Origin of the sequence: Campylobacter sp. CNRCH_2014_2849, from assembly GCF_025772845.1 — a bacterium.
Classification (GTDB): Bacteria; Campylobacterota; Campylobacteria; order Campylobacterales; family Campylobacteraceae; genus Campylobacter_D; species Campylobacter_D lari_D.
Genome location: NZ_JAKMSW010000018.1, coordinates 1 through 12,757, shown reverse-complemented (window position 1 = coordinate 12,757; position 12,757 = coordinate 1). Strand labels below are relative to the sequence as shown.

General features: G+C 31.2%; 13 protein-coding genes and 4 tRNA genes. 5 read left to right on the top strand and 12 right to left on the bottom strand.

The genetic code is table 11. The annotated features are described in order from the left end of the window. The 7 genes from L8X33_RS08215 to L8X33_RS08185 all read right to left on the bottom strand — a co-directional run. A partial coding sequence (locus L8X33_RS08215; protein WP_318529724.1) for a type II secretion system protein occupies positions 1–571 on the bottom strand: 571 nt, incomplete at its 3' end. Further along, positions 568–1,575, bottom strand: a complete 1,008-nt coding sequence (gene tsaD / locus L8X33_RS08210; protein WP_263670438.1) for a tRNA (adenosine(37)-N6)-threonylcarbamoyltransferase complex transferase subunit TsaD — start codon at positions 1,573–1,575, stop codon at positions 568–570. The genes L8X33_RS08215 and tsaD, both read right to left, overlap by 4 nt. Then, positions 1,572–2,960, bottom strand: coding sequence for a M99 family carboxypeptidase catalytic domain-containing protein (locus tag L8X33_RS08205; protein ID WP_220566709.1), 1,389 nt, complete (start codon positions 2,958–2,960; stop codon positions 1,572–1,574). Before L8X33_RS08205 ends, tsaD begins: the two co-directional genes overlap by 4 nt. Further along, a complete protein-coding gene (dxr, locus tag L8X33_RS08200) occupies positions 2,957–4,036 on the bottom strand; it encodes a 1-deoxy-D-xylulose-5-phosphate reductoisomerase (RefSeq protein ID WP_263661598.1) in 1,080 nt (359 codons plus the stop codon). The genes L8X33_RS08205 and dxr overlap by 4 nt, the downstream gene beginning before the upstream one ends. Further along, the gene (locus L8X33_RS08195; protein WP_263665114.1) at positions 4,033–4,761 is read right to left on the bottom strand and encodes a phosphatidate cytidylyltransferase; all 729 of its coding nucleotides are present in this window, start codon (positions 4,759–4,761) and stop codon (positions 4,033–4,035) included. Before L8X33_RS08195 ends, dxr begins: the two co-directional genes overlap by 4 nt. 11 nt (positions 4,762–4,772) lie before the next feature. Further along, positions 4,773–5,093 (bottom strand): hypothetical protein, encoded by a 321-nt coding sequence (locus L8X33_RS08190; protein WP_133319048.1) that lies wholly within the window; start codon positions 5,091–5,093, stop codon positions 4,773–4,775. 2 nt (positions 5,094–5,095) lie between these two features. Continuing rightward, on the bottom strand, positions 5,096–6,400 hold the full coding sequence (locus L8X33_RS08185) for an NFACT RNA binding domain-containing protein (protein ID WP_263665115.1): 1,305 nt from the start codon (positions 6,398–6,400) through the stop codon (positions 5,096–5,098). A 41-nt stretch (positions 6,401–6,441) separates the two neighbouring features. On the opposite strand from L8X33_RS08185, the gene L8X33_RS08180 reads away from it, so the two are divergent. The 3 genes from L8X33_RS08180 to L8X33_RS08170 are packed head-to-tail and all read left to right on the top strand — an operon-like array spanning position 6,442 to position 8,378. Then, entirely contained in the window at positions 6,442–7,041 is a 600-nt protein-coding gene (locus L8X33_RS08180; protein ID WP_263670437.1) for a molybdenum cofactor guanylyltransferase, read from the top strand. Then, entirely contained in the window at positions 7,004–7,978 is a 975-nt protein-coding gene (locus tag L8X33_RS08175) for a phospholipase A (protein ID WP_263670436.1), read from the top strand. Before L8X33_RS08180 ends, L8X33_RS08175 begins: the two co-directional genes overlap by 38 nt. 1 nt (position 7,979) lies before the next feature. Further along, the gene (locus L8X33_RS08170; RefSeq protein ID WP_039629213.1) at positions 7,980–8,378 is read left to right on the top strand and encodes a hypothetical protein; all 399 of its coding nucleotides are present in this window, start codon (positions 7,980–7,982) and stop codon (positions 8,376–8,378) included. A gap of 24 nt (positions 8,379–8,402) precedes the next feature. Here L8X33_RS08170 and L8X33_RS08165 read toward each other — a convergent pair whose 3' ends face one another. After that, positions 8,403–9,755 (bottom strand): Na+/H+ antiporter NhaC family protein, encoded by a 1,353-nt coding sequence (locus L8X33_RS08165; protein ID WP_412175235.1) that lies wholly within the window; start codon positions 9,753–9,755, stop codon positions 8,403–8,405. 134 nt (positions 9,756–9,889) lie between these two features. On the opposite strand from L8X33_RS08165, the gene ilvD reads away from it, so the two are divergent. Beyond that, positions 9,890–11,566, top strand: a complete 1,677-nt coding sequence (gene ilvD, locus L8X33_RS08160; RefSeq protein WP_263670434.1) for a dihydroxy-acid dehydratase — start codon at positions 9,890–9,892, stop codon at positions 11,564–11,566. Positions 11,567–11,639: 73 nt separating this feature from the next. On the opposite strand, the gene L8X33_RS08155 is transcribed toward ilvD, so the two are convergent. The 4 genes from L8X33_RS08155 to L8X33_RS08140 all read right to left on the bottom strand — a co-directional run bounded on the left by L8X33_RS08155 (position 11,640) and on the right by L8X33_RS08140 (position 12,025). After that, positions 11,640–11,727: transfer RNA gene (locus tag L8X33_RS08155), tRNA-Ser, on the bottom strand. Positions 11,728–11,762: 35 nt separating this feature from the next. Then, positions 11,763–11,836: transfer RNA gene (locus L8X33_RS08150), tRNA-Cys, on the bottom strand. A 16-nt stretch (positions 11,837–11,852) separates the two neighbouring features. Next, positions 11,853–11,941 (bottom strand) — tRNA-Leu (locus L8X33_RS08145). A gap of 9 nt (positions 11,942–11,950) precedes the next feature. After that, positions 11,951–12,025: transfer RNA gene (locus tag L8X33_RS08140), tRNA-Gly, on the bottom strand. A gap of 150 nt (positions 12,026–12,175) precedes the next feature. On the opposite strand from L8X33_RS08140, the gene L8X33_RS08135 reads away from it, so the two are divergent. Next, positions 12,176–12,757: cache domain-containing protein (locus L8X33_RS08135; RefSeq protein ID WP_263661590.1), on the top strand; the 582-nt coding region annotated here is incomplete at its 3' end.

The following is a 12,757-nucleotide window of genomic DNA, read 5'->3' as shown; positions in this document are numbered from 1 at the left end:
AACTACCACTTAGAAAATACACTCTAGTAGCTAAATCTTTAAAAGCTTTAGAGTGGATTAGACCTTGACAAGCCTTGGATTTTGAAGTACTTGCAAATTCGCTTTGACTAAAAGCATTTAAAGCCTCATCTAGTTGAGTTTTTATACTTTGATTTTTAGGATCTTTCAAAACTTGATTTTTTAAATCTGCTATATTTTGGGCTTTGCTTTTTTGAGCATTATCTACCATAAGTGCTAAAAGCAAAATGCTTTCTTTATCTACAAAAAGCACTTTAAAACATTGCTCATCATTTCCTACACTAAAATCAAGTTCTTTGGTGGAATTTTGCAAATTTGATAAGTCTTCATTTTTTATATTTGTTACATTGCTCATTAAAGCTATATTTGAAAGACTTTCATTTTTTAATATATAAGCACTTATATCATTAATAAAAATTTTTAAATTTCCCAAAGCTTGAACTACACTTGCCTCATCTTTACTTGTGCTAAATTTTGGCAGAGCAACCGCAGCTAAAACTCCAAGTATAATTACTACAAACACAAGCTCTATAATAGTAAAAGCTTTTTTCATAATATGCCTTGTAAGTTTTTTATCTTAGGCTTTATAAGATCATCTTCTATATTTACAAATTCTTTACGCTCATAAGCCTCACAAGCTGCCCTTGCTATCATCAAAGCATTATCCGAACAATACTCAAGCGGAGCTAGCAAAAGCTCACATTGATAACTTTGACATAAATGCTCTATTTGACTTCTTAAGCTTAAATTTGCACTAGCTCCGCCTACTATACCAAAGCGTTTAAATTTATACTCTTTAAAAATTTTTTCTAACTTGTTTAAAATATGAGCTATGGCTGCTTTTTGAAATGCAAAGGCAATTTTACTTTTACGCTCCAAACTTAATTCTTCTTTTAAAATTTCCAAACGCACTTGGTTTTTAAGTCCTGAAAAACTATAAGCTAAATCTTTAGAATGAAGCAAGGGTATACTAAATTCTAAATCACTTTCTTTTACATTTTTAGCTAAATTTTCTATGATAGCTCCACCAGGATAGCCAAGATCCATCATTTTTGCTACTTTATCAAAGCTTTCTCCAAAACTATCATCGGTTGTTCTTGCTAATTCTGTGATTTTACCTTGCTCATTAATAAAAAGCACCATAGTATGCCCACCACTTACAAGCAACACACCCATATCAAAATTAGCTTTTTTATCTAAAAACATAGAATAAATATGCCCTTTTAGATGATTAATCGCAATGAGCGGTAAATTTAAACTAATAGCAAGCATTTTAGCCATAGCTACTCCACCTATCAAACTCACACTAAGGCCAGGTTCATTTGTAACTGCTATGGCGCAAAGTTTATCAAAGTATTTTTGGCATCTTTTTAAAATCTTAGGTAAAGCTTCACTATGTAATCTTGCGGCAAGCTCGGGCACCACCCCTCCATAAGCACTATGGGCATTTTCTTGAGAAATTTTTGTATGAAAGATACACTCAAAGCTATTTTTATTAATGATAGCAATAGAACTATCATCACAAGAGCTTTCTATGGCAAGAATCAAATCTCTCATTGAAATTCCACTAAAATCATACCGATAAATTTGTCTTTTTGTTCTGCTTTTTCTATGGCTTTTGCAGGTATATTTGCTTTTTTAATTTCTTTAAAATTAGTCTTTCTTTCTAAAACTTGATCGGCTAAATTTGCATTCTTTAGCTCATAAAATTCTACTCTGTAAATTTTTCTTTTTTTATCTAAAGAATAACGGCTTTGCATTTGGTTTTTGCTTATAACAATATCACTTTCATCAACACCTCTATCAAAACCTATAACATTAACTCTTACACCTGCTATAGAAGGTATTTTAAAATTATCTTTTACCATAATTTTTTGAGCAAAATTTGTTTGTATATTTTTTCCATCTACTATCACTTCAACACTATCTAGAGCATTTGAAAATTCAAAATATTCAGGATACAATCTTGTTTGCAAGCGATTGCCATAATTGATTGAATATGAGTTAGCATTGGAAATTACTGCAGTAATCTCATTACTTGCTTCATAATTTAAAGCTTGATTAATAGGAAAAGGTAAAAAATTTATAGCACTAGCAGGTTTATCAAGATAAAGTAAAATTTTATCATTAAAAAGTTTTACCTCTAAAGGCTTTTCAATAGCTCTATAAACTCCATTTGGAGTTAAATCGAAAGTTCTTTGAAATTCTATATTTGCCTTTTTTAGATAATACTCCACCGCCAAAAGATGATAATATACTCTTAAATGCGTTGGTAAATTTTTGCTCGCTTCATTAGCAAAAGCTGCTTTGTGATTTGACACCACAAAATAAGTTAAAGCCTTTAGCATATCTTTATCATTGCTTTCTTGGGTTTTGGTATTTTTTAAATGATATTGATGTTCTTCTTTAACCAAAGCTTTATTGATATTTTCCACCGCCTCTTTAGCAATATTTTCCAAATCTGCATATTTAGTAGAATTTACCTCACTTTGATCAATAATACTAGTATTGCCCCAGCGATTTGGATTTTTATCTTTGCTTTCATATTGAGGTCTATAAAATCCACTTCCATCGTGCAAATTTATAACCATATTTACCTCAGGTTCCAAAATAAGCTTTTTTATGCGCTCTATAGTGTGAAAATCAGGATCGTTTTCATCTATATGGGCAAATTTTCTATTTAAATCTCCAAAATTTCCTCTATTTCTAGCAATAATACTTTCAAAAGCTAAATTTGGTGCGACAATAATTTTACCTTTAGTGATATTATAATCACTCAAAAGCAAACTAGCAGCATGAAACCCACCTGGCTCGTCTCCTTGTATACCTCCAAGGATTAAAACCGTATTATTATCATCTAAACTTTTTCCATTTTCTTTAACGCTAAACTCTAAAGCAAAAACCACATTTATAAAAATCAAAATACTTAAAAAATATCTCACTTCATTTCCTTATCTAAATAAAGCCTAACTTGCTTATCATACTCAAAAACATCTTCAATTTGGTTAATCTTTGGCACACCAAAATAATCCAATGCTTTAAAAATACCCTTGGCTATGTCTAAAAACTGCGCTTTTTGGGCTAAAAATTGATACACCATATATTCATTTGCACTATTTATAATCACACCCAAGTCAGGCTTTTTCAAAAGCTCATCTTTAAGTGAAAATATAGGATATTTTTTTAAACTAATTTTTTCAAATTTTAAACTTGGCATAGCTAACAAATCCAAATTTTCTATAAAGCTTTGATCATGCTCATCTAAAATCGCTTGAGCTATAGACAAACGCATATTTGCATGAGAAAAATATGCACTCATACCACCATCTTTAAATTCACATAAAGCATGCACTAAAGACTTTCTTTCTATCAAAGCATCTATTTGTTTAATACCATAAAGATGATAAGCTTCGATGATTTCAAAAAGTTTATTACACATGCTAGCACTATCTATGGTGATCTTAGCTCCCATGCTCCAGTTAGGATGCTTAAGAGCTTCTTTTACACTGACATTTTTTAAATCTTTAATTTTATAATTATAAAAGGCCCCGCCACTTGCTGTGATGAAAAGCTTTTTAATATCTTTTCTTTTATCTATCAAGCACTTTAGTGCTGCATGTTCGCTATCTATGGCCTTAATCTTAGAAGTGTCAAAAAATTTCCCTGCTACTACTAAGCTTTCTTTGTTTGCCAAGGCTAAAATTTTACCAAGCTTTTGCACCATAAGACTTGAACTTAAGCCTGCAAAACCTACTATAGCATTTACCACTAAAGAACTTTTGCACTCAGCTATCATCGCTTTTAAACCCTCTTGGCCACAAAAAATCCTATCATGATCAACTAAGGTTTTATCTTTTTCATCTTGTATACATACAAATTTAGGCTTAAAAAGAGCTATTTGCTCATTTAAAAGCTTGATATTTTTACCGCAAGATAAGGCTTCTATGTTTATGTTTTTCTCTTTAGCAATAAAAAGAGTATTAACTCCTATACTTCCCGTGCTTCCAAGTACGATCATACTAAAGTTGCCATTGCAAATGCTGCAATGATAACAGCATCAATTCTATCTAAAACTCCCCCATGCCCTGGGATTAAATTACCACTATCTTTAATACCTGCTTGTCTTTTAAAATAACTCTCAAGCAAATCCCCTATCACAGCAAAAATAGCTACGATTAAAGATATATAAATACTTTTTATCAAGCTAAATTCAAAAGAGCCTATGATGGTTCCTAAAATCCCCGCACAAACAATGCCACCTACAACACCTTCTAAGGTTTTATTTGGACTTGTTAGAGAAAAAGCTCTCTCGCCAATTAGTTTTCCTATAAAATACGCCCCACTATCGCAAGCAACGACAATCACTATAAGCCAAAATAATACAAACATACCCTCATAACTTAATACTTGATAAAGCATTAAAATAGGCAAAGTAGGATATATATAAGGCATAAGTTCATTTAAATTTTCACTTTTTTTATAAACTAAATATCCTAAAATCAAAATCAAAGCCAAGAGGCCTATAAAGAAAGGTTTATCTAAAAATGCTCCTATTGCAAAAACACACAAAGCCACAAAAACACTTGCATGTTTGCTTTTAAACATAGTTTTTGCTTCATTAAATGCCAAAAACAATAAAACACCAAAAATCGCAAAATTAATCAAAAAATTATCCACCAAAGCAACAACAGCTATCACAGCTATCATCACAATAGCACTAAGAATTCTTGTCTTTGAAAACATTTTTATCCTTTCTATATACTTAAATCAAGCAAATGAGAACTTTTTTTAACTACTTCTTGCCCCTCTTGTTCATCTTCATCTTCTTGCTCTTGTTCTTGATGATGTTTAGAATGCTTTTTTTCTTCCTCTTGCCTTTCTTTTACCTCATCGCTTACTTCATGAGTTTGATTAACTTTTTCAAGTTTTTCAACCGCCTTTTCTTTTGCTTGAAATTCACTCATATTTACCAAAGTTGCAAAAGAATCTTTTGCCAATTCATTACTAGCTTGTGCTGAATGTACTGGTGCATTTTGGTTAGCAAAATGAATACCACCTATGGGACTTATAGGCATACTTACTCCTTTAAAACGCTTAAAGTCTTATAATTTGTATAATTTACAAAAGCCTTTTCTTTTATTTTTACAAAATTCTTACTAGTATAATCGACCAAATAAACTCCAGAACTTAGCTTGGAAAATTCCACACAAAGCTTTGCTGCAAATTCTAGCACTAATTGACTTATTTTTAATTTATTTGAAGTAATGATCACATGTGCACTAGGATAATCTTTCACATGCAGCCAAATATCATCTTTTTTAGCTATTTTTAATAAATACTCATTAGCTTTTTCATTGCGTCCTACGCTGATTTTAAACTCATCAAAATAAAAGCTACTAACCCCTGCATTTAACTCTTCTTTTTTTGTTTTTTTTGTTTTTTTAGGCATTAAAACTTCTAATTCTCTCAAAGAAGTGCTTTTAGCAATTAAGTCTTTTAAATTTATTAAAAAATCAAGTTTTTCACTTAAAATTTCTCTTTCTATATTGATATTTTTAGCCTTTTGTTTTAGCTTTTTAGCCATTTTATAAAATTCATTCGCACTATTTTTAGGTGTATCTTCGAGCTTAAAAGCAAGCTCATTTGCATTAAAATCTTGCAAAATAAATTCTCTTTGATAATCTTTTAAAGAATTTAAATTAGCAAATAAAACATCTGCTTTTTGGCTTAATTCTTGAGCTTTTTTTAATAAATTACTTTCTTGCTCTAAATTTTCTATACTCTCTTTAAGAGTAAAGATTTTTTTATCTATATTTAAAAGTTTATTTTCTTTAATATCTTTTATGCGCTCTTGCTGTAACTTTTTAGCACTTTCTTTAAAATACACATTAAAATCATCAATCTTTACAAATTCTTCTTTTATCTCATAAGCTTTTAAAGCTTGGAGTTTTTCGCCTATTTTTACAACGCGGTAGCTTTTATCTATATGACGCAAAGCTTCTATAATAATATCATCAGCGTCTGTGATGATTACATTAGTGTTTTTTCCTGTAAATTCAAAATAAATCTTAGCCCCATAAGCTTTATAAGATTTTTCCGATAAAACTTCAAAAGATAAAATTCTATTATTTTCTAATACTTCTAAATTTAAAATCTTTGCGTTAGAGAAGTATTTTTTTAGCATAAAATCAAAAGGTGCATTATAGACTTTTGCTTGGAGTTTATCTTGGTAAATTCCACTTTTTCCACGCGTTAAGTCTAGTATAAAAGCTTGATGGTCTAAGCTAAGCTCTAAGATATTATCATCAAGGCGTTTGAGATAATTTAGTCTTTGAAATTGTTTAAAATAATCTTTTATTTGTATTAAATCTGTATATTTCATAAATGTATTATAAAATATTTTGATGAATTTATGAGGTTTTTATGAGTGAAAAAATTCCCTATCCTTGTGTGATTTTATGTGGTGGAAAATCTTCGCGTATGGGAGAAGATAAAAGCTTATTACAAGTAGATAATAAAAACTTAACTCTTTATCAATATGAAAAAATGTCAAGGATTTTTAATCAAGTTTTTATTAGCAGCAAAAAAGATAAATTTCATCAAAAAAACTTAGTACTTATTTTAGATGAGGATTTAAACAACTACTCTCCACTCATTGCCTTAAATTCCATACTTAAACATTTTAAAAATACCTATGTATTTATCCTTAGCGTGGATACTCCAAACATAAACAAAGAAAGTTTTTACAAGCTTTTTGATCATCTAAAATCACAAAATATACTCTTAGCAAGCACAAAAAAACACAAGCATTATTTATGTGGATTTTATCATAGTAGGAATTTTGAAAAAACTTTGCAATTTTTACAAGAAAACAATCACAAATTAGCCCTTTTTTGTGATACAATGAAAGCAGAATTTATAGAATTTGAAGATGATAATGAGTTTATAAATTTAAATTATTTTAAAGAATATAAAAAGTGGCTTCATGAAAAAGACAATTCTACCCATAGTATGTGCTTTTAGTGCTTTAGCAAATGAGGATTTATTCAATCAAGCCTTAGAATATGAAAATCAAGGTAAGTACAAAAAAGCTATGCAAATTTATAAAAGCTTAGCTTTAAAAGAAAAACAAAAAGAAGTAAGTTTAGAAAAGTCTTTTAATTTTGAGCAAAATACATCCAAAGAGAAAAAATTAGATGATATTAATCCAAAAAATGAAGCTTTAGCAAACTACCTTGGCACAGAAAAATCATACAATCCTTTTGGTATTAGCACGCATAATCTTAGCTATTTTATGCCTGTTTCTTATAGTTTTAGCAAGAGAGATTATAAAAGCACTGAAACTAAATTTCAAGTAAGCCTTAAAAAAACTCTTTTTGAAAATCTTTTGGGTTTAAATGAAAGTTATAACATAGGCTATACACAAATTTCATGGTGGCAACTTTATAAACATTCTGCTCCTTTTAGAGAAACAAACTATTTACCTGAATTTTTTATCAACTTTCCTATAAGCGGACATGGTGCTTTTGAGAATTTAAAAGATATACGCATAGGCTTATTACATGAATCTAACGGGCAAAATGATCCAAAATCAAGATCATGGAATAGAATTTATCTAAGCAATGCATGGTTTTTTGGCGATTTTATGTTCATACCTAGAGTTTGGCTAAGAATTCCTGAAAAAAGTTCAGAAGATGATAATCCTGACATAGAAAAATATTTAGGTAATTTTGATATTAATCTTGCTTATACCCAAGATGATTATTTTATCAATATATTGTGGCGTAATAATTTAAATTTCGCTAATAACCGCGGTGCAGTAGAAATAAGCGGAGCTTATAAAATTTCTAACAATGGCTTATATATTTACACTCAGTATTTTAACGGATACGGTGAGAGTCTTATTGAGTATAATAAATCTTCAAGCAGACTTTCAAGTGGAATATTGTTAATGTATTAAAATGGAAAAATTTTGCTTTATTAAGTTTATTATTAATAATGAAAAGTCTTTTAAAAGATTGTGTGATTTGTTTAATTATATCAAAATCTTAAAAGATGAGAATTTACAAATAGAAGACTTATACACAGATAAAAGTATATATAATTTTTACAGCAAAAAAGAATTAGAATATTTCTCAAGCAAAGATTGTTGGGAGTTTGATGATATTTTTGACTGCATAGGAAATGGAGAATACTATTTTCACTCCATAGAAAAAATAGAGGAAAATATCGCCAAATTATATTTTTACCCCATTTCTTTTCCTTATGGTGGAGTTGAACCTATAATCGAGTTTATAAAATCATTTCAAATGAAAATTCTTACAATTGATTGTGGTTATATGGAAGAATTTGAATATTAAAAGCCTTTTTAGACTTTTAATATTTTAAATTAAGAAAAATGCTATAACACTACCCAAGATAAGCAAAGAGCCATTAAAGCATAAAAAGGTTGGTATACAAGTATCTTTTATATGATCACCTTGCTTATCTGCATTAAGCCCTATACTCACTCCCAAAGTCGTTTCACTAGCAGGTGATCCTGCATCGCCCAAAGCTCCAGCAACACCGATGATAAAAATAATCGCAGCAGGTGAAAAACCAAGTTCTATACATATAGGACAAAATAAGGCGGCGATGATAGGAATAGTACCAAAAGAACTGCCTATACCTATAGTGATTAAAAGACCTATAGCTAGCATAATAAAAATAGCTAAAAAGTGACTTTGCTCCATAAAAGGCACGCTTGTTTTTACAAGCTCAGCTATACCTCCACTTTGTTTTAAAACCTCTCCATATCCTGAAGCAACAAGCATTACAAAAGCTATATAACCCATGATTTTAAGCCCATCATCAAAAACTAAATTAACTTTGTTATACTCTACTCCACCCAAAACCACCATCAATACAAAACCTAAAAGCCCTGATAAAGGTAAATTGTGCGTTAAAATTTGTAAAATCAAAGTCAATCCAAGGCCAGCTAAAACTCCCCATTCTTTTTTACTCATTTTTAGATTTTCAAAATCCATTTTGGCAATTTGCTCTTCTTGATATTCTCTTGGCTTAGCATAAAATACAAATACAGCCAAAAATAAACCAACTAACATACAAATAGCTGCAAAAGCCATAGTTTGAGAAACTTCTCCTAGACTAATTTGCACCCCATTTGAATTTAAATTATCCACAAGCAAAGTTTGAAAAATAAGCCCAAAACCTAAAGGCACCACCATATAAGGTGTGGTAAGTCCAAAAGTTAATGCACAAGCTATAGCTCTACGATCTATTTTTAATTTATTAAAAAGTTTCAACAAAGGTGGAATTAACAAAGGTACAAAAGCTACATGGATAGGGATTAAATTTTGCGAAAAACAAGCAATAAGTGCCAAAGAAAGTATAAGTAAGTATTTTTTATGTGAAATATAATGCGAAACTATTTTAATCAAATATGCCGTTAGATTAGTTTTTGATATAGCAGCAGCCACCGCTCCAAGCAAAATATAACTTAGTGCTGTTTGCAAATTCCCTTGCATACCATCGATTAAAACCTTCATAGAATCCATCATAGCTTGTGGAAGTTGGGTAAAAAAATCCACTAAACTTAAATGCTCCATATGCATAAATTTAGACCAAATGCCTACAAAAAGCCCAGAAAGCAAAACACTAAGCAAAACATTAAACCTAAAAAAACACAAAAGCGTCATTAACAAAACGCCTATAAATACTGGATTAGTTAAAAGCATTACATTCCTTAAATCAAAATAATTGCACATTTTAAATAATTTTCTTTAAAATACTATTTAAGTTTAAAAAATTTAAGCAAAAATTGCAAAATAAAAGCATAAAATGATAGTTTTTACTTTAAAAAAGGATACAAATGAGAAGTGACGCAATCAAAAAAGGACACTTAAAAGCACCAAATCGCTCTTTACTTAGAGCATGTGGCTTAAATGATGAAGATTTTAATAAGCCTTTTATAGGTGTGGCAAATAGCTATATAGATATCATCCCAGGACATTTTTTCTTAAATGAATATGCAAAAATCATTAAAGATGAAATCCGAAAAAATGGCTGTATTCCTTTTGAATTTAACACCATAGGTGTTGATGATGGTATAGCTATGGGGCATGATGGTATGCTTTATTCTTTACCAAGTCGTGAAATCATCGCAAACTCTATTGAAACAGTGATGAATGCACACCAACTTGATGCACTAATTTGTATTCCAAATTGTGATAAAATCACTCCAGGTATGCTCATGGGGGCTTTAAGAGTTAATGTGCCGACTATTTTCGTTAGTGGTGGACCTATGAAAGCAGGAGTAAATAAACATGGAGAAAAAATCAGTCTAAGTTCTGTTTTTGAAGCAGTGGGAGCTTATGAGGCTAAAAAAATCAATGGAGAGGATTTAAAAGATATAGAATGCAAAGCTTGTCCTAGCGGTGGATCTTGCTCGGGTATGTTTACTGCAAATTCTATGAATACTTTATGCGAGGCTATGGGTATAGCACTAGAAGGAAATGGAACTATTTTAGCACTTAGCAAAGAAAGAGAAGAGCTTTTAAGAAAAGCTGCGCGTAGAATTTGTGAAATTGCCCTAGATGAGCGTTTTAAAATTCGCAATATTATTACTAAAAAGTCCATTAACAATGCTTTAGTTGTTGATATGGCTATGGGTGGAAGTTCAAATACTATCTTACATATGCTTGCCATTGCTTATGAAGCAGGTGTAAATTTGGATATAAAAGAACTCAATCACATCAGTGCTAATGTGGCCCATATAGCCAAAATCGCTCCATCTTTAAATACTGTTTATATGGAAGATATACACAAAGCAGGTGGAGTAAGTGCGGTAATAGCTGAAATAGCCAAAAAACCAGGCCATATTTTAGAACTTGACACTCTAGATATTAGTGGAAAAACTTTAAAAGAGCGCATTAAAAATGCTGATATTAAAGATGAAAACATTATAAAAAAAATAGACAATGCCTATTCAAATGTAGGTGGGCTTGCTATACTTTTTGGGAATTTAGCTGAGCAAGGCTGTGTGATAAAAACTGCAGGTATTATGGGCGAGCGTAAATTCAAAGGAAAAGCAGTTTGTTTTAACTCTCAAGAAGAAGCCATTAAAGGCATTATAAAAGGTAAAGTTAAAGAAGGCGATGTGTGCGTGATACGCTATGAAGGACCAAAAGGCGGACCTGGCATGCAAGAAATGCTTAGTCCGACTTCATTACTCACAGGCATGGGGCTTGGTGCTAAAGTTGCACTTATAACAGATGGTCGTTTTAGCGGAGCTACAAGAGGACTTAGCATAGGCCACATTTCTCCTGAGGCTGCAGAAGGTGGACTTATAGCGCTTTTAAAAGATGGTGATGAGATAGAAATTGATGTAGATACTTACAGCATCAATGCAAATTTAGCCCAAGATGAAATTGCTAAACGCAAAGCAAATTTTAAAATGCCTTATAAGCAAATAAATTCAAGATGGCTTAAAATGTATCAAAAGCTTGTTAGTAATGCTAGCAAAGGCGGGATTTTAGACTTAGAATAATTTTCTTAATTTCTTAAAGAAATTAAGAAATATCTTTTAAATGTAAAACAAAATATGAAAAATTATGTTAAAGTGGCCGGGAGAAAGGGATTCGAACCCCTGGAGGTGTGACCCTCAACGGTTTTCAAGACCGCCGCTTTCGACCACTCAGCCATCTCCCGTAAAAGAATAAAAATATCAAGTATTAACATCGCATTGGAGGCGACATCCGGATTCGAACCGGAGATCAAGGCTTTGCAGGCCCATGCCTTACCGCTTGGCTATGTCGCCTTGAGTTACCAAAAAGTGGTGCCCGAGGCCGGACTTGAACCGGCACGGAAGAAAAATTCCGAGGGATTTTAAGTCCCTTGTGTCTACCAATTCCACCACCCGGGCGGGTGATAATGGAGCGGGAAACGAGATTCGAACTCGCGACCCCAACCTTGGCAAGGTTGTGCTCTACCCCTGAGCTATTCCCGCATTAAAGTTGAAATTATACTTATTAAAACTTAAATGCACATAAAAAATATAAAAACTACATATGTTTTCAAAAGATAAAAAATTTTTATTTTTTTCTAATTATTTTATAAGTAAAATACCCGGCCAAAAAATAACTAAAAAGGAACAAGTATGTTTAAATTTAACAGTTTATCTAATAAATTGACAACAATAGCCTGTTTTTTAATAGCTATTATACTAATAGTTGTTAATATGATTAGCTATTATCAATCTAAAGAAAGCACTAGTTATTATCTAGAAGAAATTCAGAAAAAAACTATGTTTGATGTTAATTCAGCATACAATATATATTCTGGAGCAAAAAGAGATGCCATTGCTTCTATTGTTAAATTTGTAGAAAAAAATCCAAGGGTTAATTCTGGCGAACTATTTGATATATTAGAAACAGTAAAAGAAGCAGCTGGCTTTAATGTAGTATATATTGGATTTAATGACGATGGAAAATTATATCAATCTAACAGAATTATTAGAAGTCCTGAAGAAACCGGATTTGATGCAAGAACAAGGTCATGGTATCAAGAGGCCAAAAGCGTGGGAAAACTTGTAGTATCAGATCCTTATAAAAGCATAGAAGATGATTCAATAACAGTTTCTTATACAGCTCCAATATATTCCAATGGAAAACTCTTGGCAGTAGTTGGAGGTGATTACAACCTGCATACTTTTGCAAAAGATGTATTAATAATGGGTCGC

Excerpts from the sequence above, each read along its gene's own strand:
- L8X33_RS08190 (WP_133319048.1), bottom strand. The coding sequence starts at position 5,093 with ATGCCTATAAGTCCCATAGGTGGTATTCATTTTGCTAACCAAAATGCA.
- ilvD (WP_263670434.1), top strand. The coding sequence starts at position 9,890 with ATGAGAAGTGACGCAATCAAAAAAGGACACTTAAAAGCACCAAATCGC.
- dxr (WP_263661598.1), bottom strand. The coding sequence starts at position 4,036 with ATGATCGTACTTGGAAGCACGGGAAGTATAGGAGTTAATACTCTTTTT.
- L8X33_RS08195 (WP_263665114.1), bottom strand. The coding sequence starts at position 4,761 with ATGTTTTCAAAGACAAGAATTCTTAGTGCTATTGTGATGATAGCTGTG.
- L8X33_RS08180 (WP_263670437.1), top strand. The coding sequence starts at position 6,442 with ATGAGTGAAAAAATTCCCTATCCTTGTGTGATTTTATGTGGTGGAAAA.
- tsaD (WP_263670438.1), bottom strand. The coding sequence starts at position 1,575 with ATGAGAGATTTGATTCTTGCCATAGAAAGCTCTTGTGATGATAGTTCT.
- L8X33_RS08185 (WP_263665115.1), bottom strand. The coding sequence starts at position 6,400 with ATGAAATATACAGATTTAATACAAATAAAAGATTATTTTAAACAATTT.
- L8X33_RS08165 (WP_412175235.1), bottom strand. The coding sequence starts at position 9,755 with ATGCTTTTAACTAATCCAGTATTTATAGGCGTTTTGTTAATGACGCTT.
- L8X33_RS08170 (WP_039629213.1), top strand. The coding sequence starts at position 7,980 with ATGGAAAAATTTTGCTTTATTAAGTTTATTATTAATAATGAAAAGTCT.
- L8X33_RS08175 (WP_263670436.1), top strand. The coding sequence starts at position 7,004 with ATGAAAAAGACAATTCTACCCATAGTATGTGCTTTTAGTGCTTTAGCA.